The 19037-nt window shown below is 40.9% G+C and carries 19 protein-coding genes, 2 tRNA genes and 1 pseudogene; 11 read left to right on the plus strand and 11 right to left on the minus strand.

Going from position 1 to position 19037, the window contains the following annotated elements:
- Positions 1-276 precede the first annotated feature (276 nt).
- The 7 genes from N8O80_RS05825 (at position 277) to queF (ending at position 3824) form a co-directional block, all read left to right on the plus strand.
- Positions 277-657, plus strand: coding sequence for a MarR family winged helix-turn-helix transcriptional regulator (locus N8O80_RS05825; protein WP_033676510.1), 381 nt, complete (start codon positions 277-279; stop codon positions 655-657).
- A gap of 99 nt (positions 658-756) precedes the next feature.
- A complete protein-coding gene (locus tag N8O80_RS05830; protein WP_033687231.1) occupies positions 757-978 on the plus strand; it encodes a DUF4649 family protein in 222 nt (73 codons plus the stop codon).
- Between the two features lie 14 nt (positions 979-992).
- Entirely contained in the window at positions 993-1307 is a 315-nt protein-coding gene (gene trxA / locus N8O80_RS05835) for a thioredoxin (RefSeq protein WP_001029575.1), read from the plus strand.
- Between the two features lie 201 nt (positions 1308-1508).
- Positions 1509-2162: a 7-cyano-7-deazaguanine synthase QueC gene (gene queC, locus N8O80_RS05840; protein WP_261027185.1), complete on the plus strand. Its 654-nt coding sequence runs from the start codon at positions 1509-1511 to the stop codon at positions 2160-2162.
- On the plus strand, positions 2162-2605 hold the full coding sequence (gene queD / locus N8O80_RS05845) for a 6-carboxytetrahydropterin synthase QueD (RefSeq protein WP_000464573.1): 444 nt from the start codon (positions 2162-2164) through the stop codon (positions 2603-2605). The genes queC and queD overlap by 1 nt, the downstream gene beginning before the upstream one ends.
- Entirely contained in the window at positions 2598-3314 is a 717-nt protein-coding gene (queE, locus tag N8O80_RS05850; protein WP_023938861.1) for a 7-carboxy-7-deazaguanine synthase QueE, read from the plus strand. Before queD ends, queE begins: the two co-directional genes overlap by 8 nt.
- 18 nt (positions 3315-3332) lie before the next feature.
- Complete coding sequence (queF, locus tag N8O80_RS05855) at positions 3333-3824, plus strand: preQ(1) synthase (protein ID WP_000082587.1); 492 nt, start codon at positions 3333-3335, stop codon at positions 3822-3824.
- A 210-nt stretch (positions 3825-4034) separates the two neighbouring features.
- On the opposite strand, the gene N8O80_RS05860 is transcribed toward queF, so the two are convergent.
- The 9 genes and pseudogenes from N8O80_RS05860 to N8O80_RS05900 all read right to left on the minus strand — a co-directional run bounded on the left by N8O80_RS05860 (position 4035) and on the right by N8O80_RS05900 (position 13681).
- Positions 4035-4694 (minus strand): MIP/aquaporin family protein, encoded by a 660-nt coding sequence (locus N8O80_RS05860; RefSeq protein WP_042750611.1) that lies wholly within the window; start codon positions 4692-4694, stop codon positions 4035-4037.
- Positions 4695-4913: 219 nt separating this feature from the next.
- Positions 4914-5264 (minus strand): annotated as a pseudogene (locus tag N8O80_RS09820) (hypothetical protein); the annotation flags it as partial.
- A 2551-nt stretch (positions 5265-7815) separates the two neighbouring features.
- A complete protein-coding gene (gene pepF, locus N8O80_RS05870; RefSeq protein ID WP_261027186.1) occupies positions 7816-9612 on the minus strand; it encodes an oligoendopeptidase F in 1797 nt (598 codons plus the stop codon).
- A gap of 10 nt (positions 9613-9622) precedes the next feature.
- Positions 9623-10366, minus strand: a complete 744-nt coding sequence (locus tag N8O80_RS05875) for a 16S rRNA (uracil(1498)-N(3))-methyltransferase (protein ID WP_261027188.1) — start codon at positions 10364-10366, stop codon at positions 9623-9625.
- Position 10367: 1 nt separating this feature from the next.
- Positions 10368-11318: a 50S ribosomal protein L11 methyltransferase gene (prmA, locus tag N8O80_RS05880; protein ID WP_261027189.1), complete on the minus strand. Its 951-nt coding sequence runs from the start codon at positions 11316-11318 to the stop codon at positions 10368-10370.
- Positions 11297-11698: a hypothetical protein gene (locus N8O80_RS05885; protein ID WP_061864443.1), complete on the minus strand. Its 402-nt coding sequence runs from the start codon at positions 11696-11698 to the stop codon at positions 11297-11299. The genes prmA and N8O80_RS05885 overlap by 22 nt, the downstream gene beginning before the upstream one ends.
- Positions 11695-12123 (minus strand): NUDIX hydrolase, encoded by a 429-nt coding sequence (locus tag N8O80_RS05890; protein ID WP_261027191.1) that lies wholly within the window; start codon positions 12121-12123, stop codon positions 11695-11697. Before N8O80_RS05890 ends, N8O80_RS05885 begins: the two co-directional genes overlap by 4 nt.
- A 1-nt stretch (position 12124) precedes the next feature.
- Positions 12125-13192, minus strand: coding sequence for a M50 family metallopeptidase (locus N8O80_RS05895; protein WP_261027193.1), 1068 nt, complete (start codon positions 13190-13192; stop codon positions 12125-12127).
- Positions 13193-13210: 18 nt separating this feature from the next.
- On the minus strand, positions 13211-13681 hold the full coding sequence (locus N8O80_RS05900) for a DUF3013 family protein (RefSeq protein ID WP_261027194.1): 471 nt from the start codon (positions 13679-13681) through the stop codon (positions 13211-13213).
- 115 nt (positions 13682-13796) lie between these two features.
- Here N8O80_RS05900 and N8O80_RS05905 point away from each other — a divergent pair, with 115 nt between their 5' ends.
- The 4 genes from N8O80_RS05905 to N8O80_RS05920 all read left to right on the plus strand — a co-directional run bounded on the left by N8O80_RS05905 (position 13797) and on the right by N8O80_RS05920 (position 16408).
- Positions 13797-15068, plus strand: coding sequence for a replication-associated recombination protein A (locus N8O80_RS05905; RefSeq protein WP_070480331.1), 1272 nt, complete (start codon positions 13797-13799; stop codon positions 15066-15068).
- 264 nt (positions 15069-15332) lie between these two features.
- Positions 15333-15405, plus strand: a tRNA-Lys gene (locus N8O80_RS05910).
- Between the two features lie 352 nt (positions 15406-15757).
- On the plus strand, positions 15758-16273 hold the full coding sequence (locus tag N8O80_RS05915) for a DUF308 domain-containing protein (RefSeq protein ID WP_261027197.1): 516 nt from the start codon (positions 15758-15760) through the stop codon (positions 16271-16273).
- A 62-nt stretch (positions 16274-16335) separates the two neighbouring features.
- Positions 16336-16408, plus strand: a tRNA-Lys gene (locus N8O80_RS05920).
- 141 nt (positions 16409-16549) lie between these two features.
- Here the strand turns inward: N8O80_RS05920 and N8O80_RS05925 are convergent.
- Positions 16550-17638 (minus strand): AI-2E family transporter, encoded by a 1089-nt coding sequence (locus tag N8O80_RS05925; RefSeq protein WP_261027199.1) that lies wholly within the window; start codon positions 17636-17638, stop codon positions 16550-16552.
- A 9-nt stretch (positions 17639-17647) separates the two neighbouring features.
- A complete protein-coding gene (locus N8O80_RS05930) occupies positions 17648-18937 on the minus strand; it encodes a DUF308 domain-containing protein (RefSeq protein ID WP_261027201.1) in 1290 nt (429 codons plus the stop codon).
- Between the last annotated feature and the right edge of the window lie 100 nt (positions 18938-19037).

Here is a 19037-nt window from a genome sequence, read left to right on the forward strand (position 1 = left end):
CTCCACGAAATAGACTTCTTGCATACCAGTTTACTCTTTTTTCAGAAAATTTCAAGGAAATGCACAAAGGATAATGAAAATTAGAGATGAAAGTGGATACAGACAATTCTTGACTTGTGAAAACAGGCATGATTTAGGATAAAAGATTTCAACGTCCTTCTTGCCAGCATTCTTGAAAAGTAGTATAATTATTGCATGCGCAATCATCTTGTGATGCAGAGACTGTCCGTAAATGGACTTTCTTCTATTTACAACTCTAAAAAGAAAGGAGATACTATGACCTACTTGGAAAAATGGTTTGACTTCAATCGGCGTCAGAAAGAAATTGAAAGTCTCTTGGAAGAGACAATTGCCCAGCAGAGCGAGCAAAGTCTGACCTTGAAAGAGTTCTACCTCCTCTACTATCTGGACTTGGCTCAAGAAAAATCTCTACGCCAGATTGACCTGCCAGATAAACTTCATCTGAGCCCGAGCGCTGTTTCTCGGATGGTGGCTCGCTTGGAAGCCAAAAATTGCGGTCTACTTAGTCGCAGGTGTTGTGATCAAGATAGGCGCTCTAGCTTTATCTGCCTGACAGGTGATGGGCAAAAGACACTGGCCACACTACAAAAGGCTGTTGAAGAAAGCTTGGAAACTGGTTTGGATTTCTTGATTTAAGATGATTTTAGAAAAAAGTTGCGTGCGCAATCATTTTTCTTGACATTCTCTTCTACAAGGAGTAAAATAAAGTCATCATTAAACAAAGGAGTTTTTAAAATGATTGAAATTACCTATCTAGATGCCAGCAAGAACGAAAGAACTGTAACCTTCGATTCTTATGAAGACTTTGATCGTTCACAACAAGCTTGCCTTATCGGCGTCGCAGACTACTACCCTGTCCAAAAATTAACTTACAACGGTCATGATTTGGACTACCATGGGACTTATGGAGATGTCTTCTTCTATCTCATGAAACAAGATTTAAGCCAATATAACTAAAAAGGAGAAATACAATGGCAAAAGCAATTACAGATGCAACATTCGAACAAGAAACAAAAGACGGTTTGGTCTTGATAGACTTCTGGGCGACTTGGTGTGGTCCATGTCGTATGCAAGGTCCAATCTTGGACAAATTGTCTGAAGAGCTTTCAGAAGATGTTTTGAAAATCGTTAAAATGGACGTTGATGAAAATCCAAACACAGCTCGTGCTTTTGGAATCATGTCTATCCCAACTCTTCTCTTCAAAAAAGACGGCCAAGTTGTCAAACAAGTTGCTGGTGTTCACACAGCAGAACAAATCAAGGCCATCGTTGCTGAATTGAGTTAATCACACTAGAGACCAAGTACTTTCTTTGGTCTCTTTTTTCTTGCCCTTTGCCATTTTTCAAAAAATATGCTAGACTGTAGTTAGAATATTACGATGTTTGGGACATGCCATCGCTAAAAAAAACCTCTGCTTGGTATTTTTTAGCTCCCTCAAGGGAGCTTTTTGCGTGCTCTGAACATTTCCCATTTTGGAAGGAGTACTATGAAACGTCAATCTGCCTTGGTCGTCTTTAGTGGCGGTCAAGATTCTACAACCTGCCTCTTTTGGGCTAAAGAACACTATGAAACGGTCGAAGCCGTTACCTTTGCCTACGGCCAACGCCATCATCTCGAAATTCAAGTCGCTAGAGAAATTGCTAAGGAACAGGGTATTCGTCATCACATCCTAGATATGTCTCTGCTGGGACAAATCACTGAAAATGCCTTGACCTCTGATCTGGAGATTGAGCAAAAAGAGGGGGAGGTTCCCAATACCTTCGTTGATGGTCGCAACCACCTCTTTCTATCCTTTGCGGCAGTCCTTGCCAAGCAACGGGGCATTAAAGATATCGTGACAGGTGTCTGCGAGACAGACTTCTCAGGCTACCCTGACTGTCGGGATGTCTTTGTCAAATCCCTTAATGTTACCCTCAACCTTGCTATGGATTACAACTTCGTTATCCAGACACCTCTCATGTGGCTGGACAAGGCTGAAACTTGGGAATTATCCGACCAACTCGGTGCCTTTGACTATGTTCGTGAAAAGACCTTAACCTGCTACAACGGGATTATCGGAAATGGCTGCGGAGATTGTCCAGCCTGCCACCTACGTCAGCATGGTCTAGATGTTTATCTCTCACAGAAAGGAGAGGCCTAATGTTTTTCGCACCCAAAGAAATCAAACAAGAAACTGGGGAGTCTCTGGTCTACAATCCTCACAGAACCTTGGTATCAAAAGAATTTACCTTTGATGCTGCCCACCACCTCTTTCACTATGAGGGAAAATGTAAGTCCCTGCACGGCCATACCTATCATCTGCAGATTGCTGTCAGTGGATTTTTAGATGAACGTGGCATGACCTACGATTTCGGAGACATCAAAGCAATCTACAAGAACTACTTAGAACCCCACTTAGATCATCGCTATCTCAATGAAACTCTTCCCTATATGAACACGACTGCTGAAAATATGGTTTACTGGATTTTTCAAACCATGAATCAAGAGTTGCCAGACGAGCGCGGTCTCCGTTTGGAATACGTTCGTCTCTATGAGACTCCGACTGCCTTTGCGGAGTTTAGACGGGAGTGGTTAGATGACTAGGGAACGTGTCCTCAAACTACCAGTTCTGGAAATTTTTGGTCCAACCTTTCAAGGCGAAGGCCGTGCAATCGGTCAGAAAACCATGTTTGTCCGCACTGCAGGTTGCGACTACCACTGCGACTGGTGCGATTCTGCCTTTACATGGGATGGTTCTGAAAAACCAACTCGCATGACAGCTGACGAGGTCATTGCTGCCTTGGATAAATTGGGGAGCTACGACTATGTAACCCTATCTGGGGGAAATCCTGCTATCCTAGCAGCCAACATGGCCGAATTGGTCACTAAACTTAAGGAACGTGGTGTCACTCTGGCTGTTGAAACTCAAGGCTCTCGCTGGCAAAATTGGTTGAAAGACATCGACCAGGTCACTCTGAGTCCCAAACCTCCTTCATCCAAGATGGAAGTCAACTTTGAGACCTTGGACTTTATCGTTTCCCAACTGGATCCAGATAAGGTCACCTTTAAAATCCCTGTCTTTGACGATGCAGATTTGGCCTTTGCCAGAGGCATACAAGAACGTTACCAACCAGATGTTCTCTTCTTATCAGCTGGAAATCCTGAGCCCAAGGCTACAGGCAATATTGTCCAAGACCAACTGGACCGTCTCAAAGAACTCTGGGAACGCATCGCTGCCGACGATAGCTGGGGCAATGTCCGCGTCCTTCCTCAACTCCATACCCTCCTCTACGATAATCAACGTGGTGTTTAAAATTAGAAAGAAAGAATCATGTCACAACAAGAAGAAATGAAAAACCTAAGCCTCCTCGGCAACAAAGAAACCAACTACATTTTCGAATATCAACCAGAAGTCCTCGAATCCTTTGACAATCGTCATGTGGAAAATGACTATTTTATCAAATTTAACTGTCCTGAATTCACCTCACTTTGCCCAATCACTGCTCAGCCAGACTTTGCAACTATCTATATTTCCTACATCCCTGACAAGCTCTGTGTCGAGTCAAAATCCCTCAAACTCTACCTCTTTAGCTACCGAAACCACGGAGATTTCCACGAAAACTGTATCAACACCATTGGGAAAGACTTAGTCAACTTGCTAGATCCTCGCTATTTGGAGGTTTGGGGAAAATTTACTCCTCGCGGTGGCATCTCAATTGACCCCTACTACAACTACGGTAAGCCTGGAACTAAGTATGAAGGCTTGGCAGAACAACGCCTCTTCCAACACGACCTTTATCCAGAGAAAATTGATAACCGTTAAACTCATACTCAATGAAAATCAAACTAGGAAGCTAGCCGCAGGTCGCTCAAAGCACTGCTTTGAGGTTGTAGACAAGACTGACGAAGTCAGCTCAAAATACTATTTTGAGGTTGCAGATGGAAGCTGACGTGGTTTGAAGAGATTTTCGAAGAGTATCATACGAAAAAGCCCTGTTCCTCAAAATGAGGAGCAAGGCTTTTTAAGTTTCAATTATTCTTCTGTTCCAAGGAAGTTTTTTGCAACGAGGGCTGCAAGAACTCCACCAACGATTGGTGCAAGGATGAAAATCCAAACTTGTTGAAGGGCTGCACCACCTACCAAGACAGCTGGTGCCAAACTACGAGCTGGGTTTACTGAAAGTCCAGTAATGTTCAATCCCACAAGGATCATCGCCATCAATGACAAACCAATTACCAAACCAGCAATCGCGCCATTGCCCTTGCTTGCTGATGTCACAGTCATGATAACCAAGACAAACAAGAAAGTTGCAATGACTTCAAACAAGAAACCACCAAAGACAGTGACACCGTTTGCCAAGGCATTTTCACCAAGACTAGCAGTTGACATACCTGAGTTAGCCAAGAGGAAGAATACCGCGCCAGAAGCGATGAAGGCTCCAACAACTTGTCCAAGGATGTAGTTGACAAGGTCTTTTGATGACAAGCGTTTGTTTACAAACATAGCAATCGAAACAGCTGGGTTCAAGTGAGCCCCTGAAACAGTTCCGATTGAGAAAGCTGCAACCACGATTGCCAGACCAAAGGCAAAGGCAATCCCTAGGTGACCAAGGCCATTTCCAAAAACAACGGCTCCTGTTCCGATGAACACAAGCATGAACGTACCGATTAACTCAGCGACAAATTTTTTCATTCTCTTTCTCCTTTTTTCAAAACTAGATACTAGTCTATCAAAAGAGGGAAAGGGTTTCAAGAAAATTGATTGGAAATTTCGTATCAGTTGCAATACTGTTTTCAAAAATTGTATATTTTTAATGTATTGCAATTAGTTGTAAATCTCTATATTTGATGGTTATACTATACTGAATAAAATAGGAGTTTATATTAATCTTTTTAAAAAGCACAGAACTCTCTATTTAATCCATTCCCCATTGTAATTGACATGATATCCATCAGGTGTAGTTGTATTGACTGCTAAAGCACCAGAACTGTAAGCATAATACCATTTCCCTGAAACAGCGAACCATCCTGTTTGCATAGAGCCTGAGTTATTCAAATAGTACCATGAGCCACTTGATTTGACCCATCCTGTTTGCATATCCCCTGAACCACTGAGATAATACCACGAACTACCTGATTGAACCCATCCAGTCTGCATCCAGCCCGAGCGATCAAAATGATACCATTTTCCATTAATTAGTTCCCATCCATTGGATGTATAGGAACCATTGTTATGTCTATACCACCAACGACCAGATGATTGAATCCAACTTCCTTTGGAAGCAAGTCTTACTTTTAATGCTTCAGATACTTTGATGTATTCTTTCTTAGCATTTTCCTTTTTAACTTTTGCATTTTTTAGTTTAGCATTTGCATTTTCAAGTGCTTTTTTAGATTCCTCAAGCTTCTGTTTAGCGATCATCAAACTTTTTTTAGCTTCCTCGAGTTTTCTTGGAGCATTTTTAAGGACAAGAACATATTGTTGAGCTTTCAACAAATCGTTTTTGACATTAAGTAATGACTGTTCCGCATTCTTACTAGCATGAGATTTATTATTTTTGATTGCTTTCAATCGATTTAATTGAGATTCTTGCTTCGAAAGTTCAGATTTAGCAATATTTAACGCAGTTTGTTGTTTACTCAACTCAGATTGAGCAGATTTTAAAACGTTTAACTTAGACTGATTTTGTTTTGTTAAGTCTGCAAGACGTTTTTTAGTTTTATCCAGATTTTTTTGATCTGTATTCAATGTTGTTTTAGCAATTGTAAGATTTTTGTTTAGTGATGAAATTTTATCCCTCATTAAAGTTTCTTCTTTTTTTTGTTTTCGATTGAAACTATCCAGAGCCTCTTTAGCTTTTGTATAAGCTGGATTTTTAGGATGTGTGATTTCATTCCAAACATAACGGAAAGTTGTCTTCGGTAAAAATTTTACACGTTTACCGTTAAAATAAAATTCACTATGGTCTGGATCACCATCTTTATTTTCTGCTCTGGCTAAAAAATATGAACTGCTTGGATTATAATAATAGGTCTTACCATTATAAACATAGCTTCTTTTTTCAGATGGGCTAATCACTGTTGGTAATGTATCATAAACACCTTTTGCTTCACTAATGAAAGTCATTACACCATAATTTCCAAAAGTTGTTTTTTTACTTGAAGATGCTCCAAGAGCAAATCCAGTCCCTGATGCAGCAAGCAAGGGAATTCTATGGCCATAGTTAAAAGTATTTGCTTCTTTCGGAGTTGATGCGCCATATAATGATGCATTACTATAATCATTAAAGTAAGATAGAAGCTCTTTATAAGCAAGTTCTTTTTCACTCAATCGACTCTTTTCTGGAACTGAACCAGCTGTAGCATTTTCTGTTGCATCCTTAAAACCAAAATCTTGATTTTTTAGTTTTGTATCATGTGACAGTTTATCATTTGCCACCATTTCATCTGCCCTAGCTTTTCCATATTTCAAAGCCTTTTCAGTCACAGGTGGCACTGGAATATCAATGCCATTTATTCTCCGCAACTCGATTAAGTAGTTACGAACGTATTCAGAAACTTTCTTATAATCAACCACATGAGGAGTATGGATATCATCCTTAGATTTTACAACAATTGTTTCTGTTCTTTCACCACTAAAATTCACATCTTCGTTCGCAGCAACATAATTGGTCTTACCATCTCTTCCTACGAAAGTTTTTTCATCAAGTGGAGGAGTCTTAGACTCACTTTCACTAACAGAATTTGATTCAATCTCATGAGAAACCGTTACTGTATGGAACTCATCCCCAGCCGATTTTAAATTCTGAGCAAGATTAGAACGTGTCTTGTTTCCTCTTTCTACAAGAGCTTTTCTTTCTTGCTCTGCTTTTGATAATGAATTAATTAAAGAGCTTACTTTATCTTGGTTTCCTTTCACTTTCGCATCCAAATTCTCAGTTTCCTGTTGAATCTCGCGTAGTGTATTCCAATCAAAAGCTTTCTCTGCTTCTGTTACTTTATTTTGTGCTTGTTTTACATCAACTACTCTCTGAGCAACTTGAGTTTTTGCCTTATTAACAACTGTTTCTTGTTTCTCAACACTTGCTTGGGCTTGTTTCTCATCTTTTTTTGCTTCTGACAATCTTTCTTCTGACTTCCGAACCGTTGTCTGTTTAGCAACAAGATCCTTTTCTGCATTTTTAATTTTTTCAGGACTAGCTTGTTTAGCAAATTCTTGGGCTTGTTTCAAAGCATCATCAGCTTTGTTCTTATTTGTGACAGTAGATGTATGCTCTTGTTGCATTTTATCAACAAGCTTCTGAGAATTTTTTTCTTCCTCAATTGTTTGATTCAGTTTTACTTCTGCATTTTTTACATCAGATTCTGAGACCTCAGCATCCTTTTTAGTTTCTAATTGGTTAACAGTTGACTTAGTCGAATGTTTATTTACAACCTCATCAGCTTGTGCATGACCATTAAAAGCAGTTACCATTGCAGTTGCAACGCCCAAACCAATCAACACTTGTTCCTTTTTCATAAAATCACCCTTTCTTTAAAATATTTACCTTATCTATACAAATCATATTATTTATATTTTACAAATAACCTTCTCTAGCCATAAATAGCTTCAATTTGATTTATAGCTTTCTTTCTCAATTAAATACAATCTGATAGAAAATGAAGTAATTAACTATCAATACCAGTTCTGCAGCAAGTTCAAATTTAACATCACGACCTTCAAAGGAATTTTTGAAAATAGCTATAGCTAAGCTAAATAGAATGACGCTTAACAAACCCATAAACATCATTCTAGAACAACCTTTCTATTCTCCTTACTCTCCCAACTGGGCACTGTAAGCGATAATCTGGTCAACTGTGTCAGACAAGAACTGAATAGTATCACGGAGTGGTTTATCTGTTGAAATATCGGCTCCTATAATCATGGCTGACTCAAGTGGTGTCTTGCTACCACCTGATTTGAGGAGATTGAGCCAGTCTTCAGCTCCGGTTTCTGAATGTTTTAGATGAAGATAACCTGCAGTCGAGATCACAAGTCCTGCTGAGTAGGTGTAGCTATACAAGCCCATGTAATAGTGAGCTTGGCGCATCCAAGTCAGAGCTGCATCATCATCAATCTCAATGGCATCTCCCCAGAAATCCGTCAAGACTTCCTTCATAATGCTATTGAGTTTGCTTGCTCCGAAGGTTTCTCCTTCTTCAATCAATGTGTAAACCTTGCGTTGAAAGGCTGCTTCCAAAAGGTGGGTAATAAAGTTATGGAAGTAGGTATCTGTCAAGCGGTGGGCAAGAGCGAAGCGTTTTTGACGAGGGTCATCAGATTGGCGCTCCAAGTAATCACTGAGAAGCAATTCATTGAAAGTTGACGGCGCTTCAACATAGTAGGTCGACATGTGAGCATTGAAGTAGCTTTGGTGGTTGTCAGAAAAGATAAATTGACCAGAATGCCCGATTTCATGAATCAAGGTATAAACATCGCTCAAACGACCTGTCCAGCTCATGAGGACATAAGGGTGCACGCGATATGGATCCGCCGCATATCCACCAGAATCCTTGCCACTATTGGCAGCAAAGTCCACCCAGCGCTCTTCTTGATAGCGAGCAACTTCCTGACAATATTCTTGCCCCAAAGGTTCTACTGACTTCATGACCAAATCATAGGCGTCGTCAATAGTCACTTGAGGATTGAGGGCATTATCCAAATCCAATTTCCAGTCCGCAAAGGTCATCTTTTCAAGACCATTTACCTTGGCAACATGCTTGAGGTATCTCTGAGCAACTGGCGCAAAATCCTTCATGATGAGGTCAATCTGACGATCAAACATAGCACGGTCCACTTCTTGCTCAGCTAGAAGATAATCAAAGACTGAGTCGTAACCCTTCATATCTGCCAGTAGTTTTTCAGACTTGACTTGGGCTAAATAGGCTGCCGCAGCCGTATTTTGGTGCTTACGAAGACCTTCTGAGAAGGAACGGAATGATTTCTCACGGACCTCAGCGTCCTCATGGTTTTGGTAGAAATTCTCATAGGTCACAAAACTGTTTTTGTAGGTCTTGCCATGAGCTTCAAAGTCAGCCATTTCAAAGTCCCCAGCTCGCATCTTAGTGTAAATATCCTGCGGACTGTAGAAAACTTCTCCTAAATTGGTCAAGGCCTTCTCCACATCAGCCCCTAGATAGTGGGCTTTTTTGATTTTGGCCTGACGAATGGCCGCCGTCAAATGAGGTAATTCACCCAAACGGTCCAAGACTTCCTCATCAGCTTCCACCAAGGCATCGTCAAAGAAGGTCAAGGCTACGCTGGCATCTGTTTCAAATTCCATCCCAGCTTGAGCAATATTGGCAAATTCGTCATTGCTATAGTCTGTCGTCTGAGGCATAAAGCCATAGTTGCCAATATGGCTCATCTGAATGTAGATTTGTTCCAATTCCGCAAAGGCCTTCTCAAAATCTTCAAAAGTGTGAAGATTGCCCTTGTAGTCACGGCTAAACTGGTTGATGTCTTCGCGAGCTTTCTCGATTGCACGCAAGAAATCCTCACGGTCTTGGTATAGGGCTGTTAAATCCCAAAGTTCCTTCTCTGGAAATTCTGAACGGTGTTTTTGTTCCATTTTCTTCCTCTTATTTCTCTAATTCTAATAAAACACTAAGGGCTGATAAGGCGTAAAGTGGTGCTGTTTCTGCTCGCAAAATACGAGGACCAAGACCTGCCAAGACTGCTCCCTTAGCTTCAAAACTTTCGATTTCTGCAGGTGACAGACCACCTTCTGGACCAAAGATAAAGAGCAGTTTTGCTCCTTTTTCAAGACCAAAGACCGCTTGTAAGAGCGCAGCGGCTTCTCCTTCTTTGGCCGACTCTTCATAGGCTACTACGATAGAGTCAAACTGGTCCAGTTGGGCTAGAAAATCTGCTTTTTTCTCAAAAAGCTGGATACTTGGAACAATATTACGCTTGCTTTGCTCGGCCGCTCCAAGGGCAATTTTTTCTAGTTTTTCAACCTTTTTACCCAATTTCTTGCCATCCCACTTGGCAACGGACCAGTCTGCGGGGAAGGCCCAGATTTGGCTAGCACCCAGTTCGGTTACTTTTTGAGCGATGAACTCCAGCTTGTCCCCCTTAGGAAAGCCGGATGCGACGGTCACCTGGACTGGCAGTTCCACATTGTCAGCTAGCTCTTCGAGCAACTCAAACTGACGATTTCCCACATCCAGCACGCGCGCCAATCGCTTAATGCCATCATCAAAGACTAAAGTCACCTCATCATCCTCTTTCAAGCGCATAACCTGAAACATATGCTTGCTGGTTTCCTTATCCTCGATGGTGACAGGTGAGATAGCACTGCCTTTGACAAAATACTGTTGCATACTAGCCTCCAATCACACCAGAGATATCCTTTGTCTTCTTGAAAACACAGGCATTCCATTCCCCTTGAATCATATGGGTTTCAAGGAAAAATCCAGCTGACTCAGCCGACTGGCGCACCATGTCCCACTTATCTTTGATAATCCCACTCATAATCAGGTAGCCTTCGTCCTTAACCAAACGATAGGCATCGTCTGTCAGATGAATGAGGATATCCGCCAAGATATTAGCTACAATCACATCTGCCTCAATCTCAACTCCCTTAAGCAAGTCTCCTGCTGCTACATGGATGTTTTCCATACCAGGGTTTAGCTCAATATTTTCCTGAGCAACACGAACCGCCACATCATCTAGGTCATAGGCGAAAATTTCCTTAGCTCCAAGTAGCGAGCTAGCAATGGAGAGGACGCCTGATCCAGTACCCACATCCAGCACCGTTTCGCCACCACGAAGGACCTGCTCCAAGGCAAAGAGGCTCATCTTAGTGGTTGGATGGGTTCCCGTTCCAAAGGCCATACCAGGGTCTAGCTTGATAATTTTTTCTCCCGCAGTCGCCTCATAGTCTGTCCAAGACGGCACGATAGTCAAATCATGAGTGATGCGAGCGGGTTCATAGTATTTCTTCCAGTTGTCTGCCCAGTCTTCCTCAGCCAAGGCAGTCGTCCCCATTTTGACCTCTCCCAAATCCATAAAATCTGTCAATTCTGCTAAGCGAGCCTGTAAGTCCGCCTCAACCTCTGCAACATCCACCGTTTCAGGGTAGTAGGCGGTCACAACGATTTCTTCTTGTTGCTCGACCTCTGGGAAAATCTCGCCGAAGCGATCAACATTTCCCACATAGTCCATACTGTCTTCAATCGCAACACCTTGCGCTCCCAACTCAATCAAGAGATTGGAGACTAGCTCCTCCCCCTCACGCTTCACTGTAACTTTTAACTCTTGCCATGTTTCCATTTTGTATTTTCCTTATTCTTCTTAAATTCTTCAATCACATCTGTATAATGTTCTTTCATTGCGCTATGAATCTGCTGTTTAAAAATACCAAACATCAGATAATAAACAAATAGAACAACTCCTGCAAGCAGTAGCAAAAATAAAAAATGTACTGAAAGAGGCAGTACGAGACCTCTACCACTCAGTAAGGGTAAAACAAGCATTAATCCCCAAATAACAGCCATAGAGATCCCAGTTACTTTCATTGCTCTTTCTCTCATCTTCTTTAACTTTAAATATTCTATATAAATGAATATAGCTTCCTCTCTAGAATATTGTCCAGTTTCTAGCTTACGCTTAACTTCTTTATTTAACGTGGTTGTTGCAATTGCAAAAATCATTTTACTTCCTCCAAATAATCCCTCACTCTATCCTGCAACTGGGGTACGACCTTATCTGAGCCAAGAGATTCCTCGACATTCATGAGCTGATAGCCCTGCCCTTCATCACCAAAGGTGATATTGTAAAACTGGTTCTGTGTCAACTGACCGACAAGAAATACAGATTGTTTATCCGCAAAAAGCATACTTGGATAAACCTTACTCCAAAGCAGACAATCTTCAGTCAGATGAATTCCCAGTTCTTCATAAACTTCACGCGCCACGCACTCAAAGGGACTTTCATTCCCTTCACGGCCACCACCAGGCAGTTCCCACATATTGGGCCAGGGAATGCTTTCCTTATCATCGCGTAAGATAGTCAAGAGCTTATCCCCACAAAACAAAGCAATCTTACAACCTGTGAAATCAGAAATCTCTATTTCCATATTAGACTCCTTCGGCTAATTCCTTTTCCAGCTCGGCTAACCAGTTTTGATAATAGATTTTCTCATCCCGTAACATCCGGCTACTATTCATTTTATGTCTAGCAATCTTCATAGCTTTGTGAGTTTGAACTACATCTTTCTTTACCTTGAATTGATACCAAGCTTGAATGACCTGCATATCTGCTGTTTTTATAGATAAAAAGGATTTGACCCCTCGAATACTTGCATATTCTTCCGCTTTCTTATTATTTCCTTCCATCAGAGCAACTTGAAGAAGGTATATTTGAGAAATAGTTTTAGACATTGGATTATCTGTTTTCTCTAGCACAGACTGAAACTGTTGCTTTGCAAGCTCTATATTATCATCCAATATGAATACCAATCCCTGAAGAGTTTCAATACTTTCTGCGAAACTCCCTCTCGCATCCTCATCAACAGTCATGGTAAAATCTTTCAAATCATATTTTTGAGGAGCCAGCAAAGTTTGAGCAGAATGTCTCAATACCAAGTAGGCGTATTTCGTATTTTTAGGGTATTGTAGCAATTCCCAGATTTTTGCTCCATCGGTGATTCCGACTGGCAAAACGTTGTTTAAGAAGAAAGATAAATTTAGAAAAATCCAAGTGCCTGCAAAATACCAGCTTCTTGTCAAAAATCCAAAAAGTGTTGCCAATAATATCAAGCAAAGGTGAACTATCAAGCCACCTGAAAGCATTAAGATGATTCTTTGATCACTTTCATTCTCTTTTAAACCAATATACTGAGCACCAACATTTTTTATAACTGCTGTTCGACTAAGATGAAGCCTGCCTGACTTTTTGGTTAAAAGAAAGTTCCCTAATCCAAAAGCCACCAGACGATAGCCTGTCAAGTATCCACAAAAAGCATGACCCAGCTCATGAAGAATAAAGATTAAATACATGCTTATAAGAGCGAAGGTATAACCAAAAGTAAAGGCTAAAAATGCGGAATACCCCAACTCTGCAAATGCGATGGTTCCACAAGCAAAAGCTAGCATAATAAGGACAAAAGCTAGCACATAAACCAAATAAGTCCCAATTTTTTTCATAAAGTCTCCAACCAACCCCTAGTATCTTGGATAAGGATAAAATTCTCCCTCTTCCAAGCCTTCTTTTCCTTCTTCAAAGACTTCTTCGTTCCATTCCATGACGAATTCTTCTGCTTCAGGGTCTTCCAAAAAGTCCATGAGCGCATCCAGTCCAACCTCAGCAGTATCTTTAAGGAATAGCGCAAAATAAGCTAAAAATTCACGAGAAAATCCTTTTTTAGGTAGGTAAGGAATAACCGTCAAATAGTCTTCTGCATTAACTGTTGACTTGGCAGGATTATAAAAGAGTACGGCTTCCTCAAAAAGGATATCGTCCGATGATACCTCTCCGTCCTCATCCACCATCTCCACGCCTGTAGCATTTTGCGCTTCTAACAAAAAACTCACTTCAACCGCGTGGTTGCGCTTGTCCCAACTAATCTCAAAGTCAAAGGGAAAGTTCTTCTCCAACTCTTCCTCTAAAACATCTAAAAATCCGTATGTTGCCATTTTGTCCTCTTTCTATGCGACTCTTTAATCGCCCCGATTGCTCGGAAATATGCTAAAATAGATACTACCATCTTACCACATATACATCAGAAAATCCACGTTAGAAAGGACTGCTATGCCAGACAATCTCGCGCTTCGCATGCGCCCTAAAACCATCGACCAGGTCATCGGTCAAGAGCATCTGGTAGGACCTGGAAAAATTATCCGTCGCATGGTGGAAGCCAACCGCCTGTCCTCCATGATTCTCTATGGCCCTCCGGGAATCGGCAAGACCAGTATTGCCTCTGCCATCGCAGGGACGACCAAGTATGCCTTTCGAACTTTCAATGCGACAGTTGATAGTAAAAAGCGACTGCAAGAAATCGCCGAGGAAGCAAAATTCTCTGGAGGACTAGTTCTCCTGCTGGACGAAATTCATCGTCTAGACAAGACCAAGCAAGACTTTCTACTTCCACTCTTGGAAAGTGGTCTCGTCATCATGATTGGGGCTACGACTGAAAATCCTTTTTTTTCTGTAACACCTGCTATTCGTAGCCGTGTTCAAATTTTTGAGTTGGAACCTCTGTCTAACCAAGACGTCAAAGAGGCTCTTCAGATAGCCCTAAGTAACCCTGAGCGTGGTTTTGATTTTCCAGTAGAACTAGATGAGGATGCGCTGGATTTCATCGCAACCTCTACAAACGGAGACCTTCGCTCTGCCTTCAACTCACTGGACCTGGCTGTTCTCTCTACCCCTGAGAATGATAAGAGCATCCGCCACATCACCCTCGATATCATGGAAAATAGTCTTCAGAGAAGCTACATTACCATGGACAAGGATGGAGATGGACACTACGATGTTCTCTCAGCCCTGCAAAAGTCTATCCGTGGCTCAGATGTTGATGCCAGTCTTCACTATGCTGCCCGCTTGATTGAGGCTGGTGATTTGCCAAGTCTCGCTCGTCGTTTGACTGTTATCGCTTATGAAGATATCGGTTTGGCCAATCCTGAAGCCCAGATTCACACCGTGACTGCTCTTGATGCTGCCCAGAAGATTGGTTTCCCAGAAGCCCGCATCCTCATTGCCAATGTCGTCATTGATTTGGCCCTTTCTCCAAAATCCAACTCAGCCTATGTAGCTATGGATAAGGCACTTGCTGACCTCAAAACATCAGGGCACTTGCCTATTCCGCGACACCTGCGTGATGGGCACTACAGCGGAAGCAAGGAACTGGGGAATGCCCAAGACTATCTCTACCCACACAACTATCCTGGAAATTGGGTCAAGCAAGACTATCTGCCAGAAAAAATTCGTAATCATCACTATTTCCAAGCAGAAGATACTGGTAAATATGAACGGGCTTTGGCTCAAAGAAAGGAAGCTATCGACCGTTTGCGAAAAATCTGAAATCCTTTTCAAAAAATTGCACTTTCCTCTTGATTTTTTTTGAAAAAGTGGTATTATATAAACATAGAAACGCTGTGGTGTACGACTTCACACTTAAGTGTTGACCGACTATTTTTTGTATTATTAGGGAAACAAAAGTCTTCTAACAGCATGTAGGCCGTCTCACACGGAAACAGCTTCAGTTAGAGCGAGTTGCCCACCTGCTTAATTGCGCGGGTTCAATACAAACCGTGAAGTTTCGGCACCAATACAGCTTTTTTCTTTGCCTCCTTAGCTCAGCTGGCAGAGCAGCGGACTCTTAATCCGTGGGTCACAGGTTCGATCCCTGTAGGGGGCATCTAAATACAACAGGAAAAGCCTTGATTTACAAGGCTTTTTTGCTTGTCTATAACTGATTTACCCCATCATTTGTCCCACATTTTAAATCTATCTTTTCTTTTTGAATCAAATTACATCTTTACAAATAGTGTAAAGCCAGTTACTTTTGCTTTGATGCCATACAATATTTTCATGTAGAGAAGACAAATTTTATCTTCTCTTTTTATTTTCAAAATAATAAAAACTGATTTTCTTTTCATAAATCAGACTGAAACTTCCAAATTTTCCATTTTGTTTATTGATATTTCCTCTAAAAAGGTGTATAATATTTTTATTATCAAACTATACTATACTATATAGGGGGTATTGAAATGAAATTTTCTAATCGTTTACTGCTATTCCTTGCAGGAGTTGTTTTTGTCCTTTTAGCACTCTTTCTATTTACAGACCCAGTAGCTAATCTTGTTGCTTACAGCTGGTGGATTTCATTTGGTTTACTGGTTGCTTCTATAGCAGCTATTTTAGGCTATTTCTCTGTACCAAAAGAGCTTCGCTCACCAGCTCATCTTTTCCAAGGGATTGTTAATCTTCTCTTAGCTCTTTACCTCGTTGCCTATGGCTTTGTGACGCTGCCAGTTGTCATTCCAACTATTTTAGGAATTTGGTTAATTGTAGAAGCCATTATAGTTTTCTTTAAAGGCAATCGTCTGGGATTGATTTTCCCTATTATTGGCAACCATATCATGTGGATAGCGTTGCTTGCATTTTTACTAGGTCTAGTGATTTTGTTCAATCCAGTAGCTACAAGTGTCTTTGTCGTTTATGTCGTTGCCTTTGCATTTTTAATTGTTGGTTTCACCTATATCCTTGATGCCTTTCGTAAATAATCTAGCTGCCATTTTGGGCATATTAAAATAGCTGGGAAGTTACATTCTCAGCTTTTTCTGTTGCCTCCTTAGCTCAGTTGGTAGAGCAGTAGACTCTTAAGCTATGGGGCGCAGGTTCGAGCCCTGCAGGGGGCACATCTAAATCAACAGAAATAAGCCTTGAAACCAAGGCTTTTTTTTAACGTCTAATAGCTTTTTGTAGAAAAGTATTTAAAAATAAAAGAGAAGAGAATCTCTCACTCTCTTCTCAGTATATCTTATTAAATTTAGTTTTTCTTAATCTACCTGATTTTCCTTTGCAACGACAAATTCTTTAACCAGTCGATAGATAACAGCAAATACGGGGGTAAAGAATATCATTCCAAGTAGTCCGAAAAGATTCCCTCCGATACTAGCAGCCGCAAGCGTGAAAAGGGCTGGTAAGCCAATAGACTGACCTACAACTCTAGGATAAATAAGGTTTCCTTCAATCAGCTGTATAACTTGATATAGAAGAAGAGAAAGTAAGGCTTGAGTAGGACTCACTGTGAAGATAAAAATCGCTCCCACAACACAAGCAATCATAGGCCCTACATAAGGAATGAACGATAGCACTCCTGCAAAGATACCTGTCATTACTCCATAGGGTATCCCAAACATGCTGTAACCAACCGCTATCATAACTCCTATGATAACTGCTTCAATCAGCTGACTCATCAAAAATTGGTCATAAGTCTCTAGTGCTACTTGTCCAATGTAAGTCAACTTTATCACCACCTTCTCTGGAAGAAAAACTTTTAGAAGTCGACTCGTCATCGCTGCCAAATGTTCCTTACTGGATAAAAATAAAAAGGTGAAGACTATAATCAAAAAGGCATTCATCAAACTTGAAAAAATATTGCCGATATTACTAGTCAGACCTGATAAAAAACCTATCAAAGCTTGGCTAATAGAACTAGATTGTCCCTGTATGCCTAATACGATAGTTGACAACATGTCTTTGGTTACAAATTCCGAGCTGCCTAGCAATTTCCCAAGTTGAGTAAGGACTGTTGAAAGGACTGTTCCCAGCTGACTAATAGTCTGGGCTAGGGTTGGCAGCACCAAAACCAAAAGAGCAATCACGATTAAGATAAGAGCTAGGAAAACAAGTACCATGGCAATCGGACGACGCAACTCTGCCTTTACCTTCAATTTAACTAAGTACTGTTCAATTTTTTTCATAGGAACATTAAGCACAAAAGCAATAACAGCACCATAAATCAAGGTTGATATTACATCAAAGAGAGAGATTGCTCCTGATATAAAGCTCGATGCATTCAGAATTACAAGAGCAACCAGCCCTATAAAAAGTATTAACGGGGTGTATTTTTTTACTAAGTTCATAAATTCTCCTTAATAAACATGTTTAGATACGACTATACTATTTGGTTTTTCAAACTCTCGATTAAGGTAGGCTTGGTAAGTTCCTGGAGCGATAAATCCTTTGGGTGAGAGGATATCGGTGCCAGCCTGACCGACTATGGTATCAGCCAAGAGCACACAGTTTGTGGATAAGACAAAGTAGGATTTAAACTTAGATTTGATAAATTTATAAAGTTCCCCATCCGTCTCATGTCTGATTTTATAAGCGTAGGTGTAGTCTTCCTTACCATCACCTGTCGTGATTTTATCTGCACTTGGCTCCCATGGAATCGTCAGTTGTTTCAATTCAGCCAACTTTTTCTGAACTGCTTTTTCCATTTCAGGCGTCAAATCTATCCCATAACCAAAAAGCGTTTTTTGACTCTCACGTTTACATAGGTCAATGTACTTGTCACGATCACAGAAATATAAGACACCATCTCCTACCATGCCAAATAAGGTCTCAGAAGACGGATCATAGTTGCCATAAGAAATAACACGGCCTTGATAGCAGATATCCACATGACCAATTGCCGAAAACAGAGAGGTCTCAGCTGTATGAACAAAAATTTCAAGCTCCGCTGTCTTACCAGACTTCACCATTCCAAGATGGATATCCTCTCTCTCATCAGCATTTTCCTGCATGAATTTGTTGATTTTTGCTAAAGTTCTTGCAGGGATGAGAGCGGCTAGGACAATAGGTAAGCTAATTCTAATGCGACGTTTGAGATGGTTTTTCCCAATTTCCTCCTCAAACAAGAAACCATCACGGATATTGGACACACCATAAAGGAAAAAATAAGCCCCTAATACAAAGAGTTGAAAGACAGAATTTCCTGTAGAGGACAAAAGACTAGTCCCACCAAGAAAAACTAGTACGAGTCCATCTAGTAAGAGACGAAAACGAGGTCGAATTTTGTTTTTGCGGTAGAGAACATAGGTGACAAGGTTAATACTAGCATGAAAAATCTGATAAACTCCAATCACAAGAGCCAAAATATAAATCGGCACATCCGTCGCAAGATTGGAGCCAAGCAAATATCCCAGCACTAACAATTTAACCAGTGCAACTCCCAAGGTGTCCGTTGACTGACTTTTTTTGAAAATACGTAATACTAAATCTAAGACCGTTGCTATCCAAGCTAAAAACAGAACCAGTCGAATAACCTTTACTGGCAACCAAGTCCCCGTGACCATCAAGATGAGACCTAGCAGAACAAACAAGAACCCCTGAGCAAGTAATTTCTTACCTGTCAGACCTAAAGATAGAATTTTCGCCATATAAAAACCTTTCAACAATAAAAATTAAACACTCCGATTAAACTGACTAGTAAATAGCCAACACTACAAACAGCCTGTGCCAGCAACATATGGTGACTAG

It is taken from the genome of Streptococcus mitis, assembly GCF_946190155.1.
Classification (GTDB): Bacteria; Bacillota; Bacilli; order Lactobacillales; family Streptococcaceae; genus Streptococcus; species Streptococcus mitis_CL.

Coding starts and splice junctions, on each gene's coding strand:
- N8O80_RS05825 (WP_033676510.1), top strand. CDS start 277: ATGACCTACTTGGAAAAATGGTTTGACTTCAATCGGCGTCAGAAAGAA.
- N8O80_RS05830 (WP_033687231.1), top strand. CDS start 757: ATGATTGAAATTACCTATCTAGATGCCAGCAAGAACGAAAGAACTGTA.
- trxA (WP_001029575.1), top strand. CDS start 993: ATGGCAAAAGCAATTACAGATGCAACATTCGAACAAGAAACAAAAGAC.
- queC (WP_261027185.1), top strand. CDS start 1,509: ATGAAACGTCAATCTGCCTTGGTCGTCTTTAGTGGCGGTCAAGATTCT.
- queD (WP_000464573.1), top strand. CDS start 2,162: ATGTTTTTCGCACCCAAAGAAATCAAACAAGAAACTGGGGAGTCTCTG.
- queE (WP_023938861.1), top strand. CDS start 2,598: ATGACTAGGGAACGTGTCCTCAAACTACCAGTTCTGGAAATTTTTGGT.
- queF (WP_000082587.1), top strand. CDS start 3,333: ATGTCACAACAAGAAGAAATGAAAAACCTAAGCCTCCTCGGCAACAAA.
- N8O80_RS05860 (WP_042750611.1), bottom strand. CDS start 4,694: ATGAAAAAATTTGTCGCTGAGTTAATCGGTACGTTCATGCTTGTGTTC.
- pepF (WP_261027186.1), bottom strand. CDS start 9,612: ATGGAACAAAAACACCGTTCAGAATTTCCAGAGAAGGAACTTTGGGAT.
- N8O80_RS05875 (WP_261027188.1), bottom strand. CDS start 10,366: ATGCAACAGTATTTTGTCAAAGGCAGTGCTATCTCACCTGTCACCATC.
- prmA (WP_261027189.1), bottom strand. CDS start 11,318: ATGGAAACATGGCAAGAGTTAAAAGTTACAGTGAAGCGTGAGGGGGAG.
- N8O80_RS05885 (WP_061864443.1), bottom strand. CDS start 11,698: ATGATTTTTGCAATTGCAACAACCACGTTAAATAAAGAAGTTAAGCGT.
- N8O80_RS05890 (WP_261027191.1), bottom strand. CDS start 12,123: ATGGAAATAGAGATTTCTGATTTCACAGGTTGTAAGATTGCTTTGTTT.
- N8O80_RS05895 (WP_261027193.1), bottom strand. CDS start 13,192: ATGAAAAAAATTGGGACTTATTTGGTTTATGTGCTAGCTTTTGTCCTT.
- N8O80_RS05900 (WP_261027194.1), bottom strand. CDS start 13,681: ATGGCAACATACGGATTTTTAGATGTTTTAGAGGAAGAGTTGGAGAAG.
- N8O80_RS05905 (WP_070480331.1), top strand. CDS start 13,797: ATGCCAGACAATCTCGCGCTTCGCATGCGCCCTAAAACCATCGACCAG.
- N8O80_RS05915 (WP_261027197.1), top strand. CDS start 15,758: ATGAAATTTTCTAATCGTTTACTGCTATTCCTTGCAGGAGTTGTTTTT.
- N8O80_RS05925 (WP_261027199.1), bottom strand. CDS start 17,638: ATGAACTTAGTAAAAAAATACACCCCGTTAATACTTTTTATAGGGCTG.
- N8O80_RS05930 (WP_261027201.1), bottom strand. CDS start 18,937: ATGGCGAAAATTCTATCTTTAGGTCTGACAGGTAAGAAATTACTTGCT.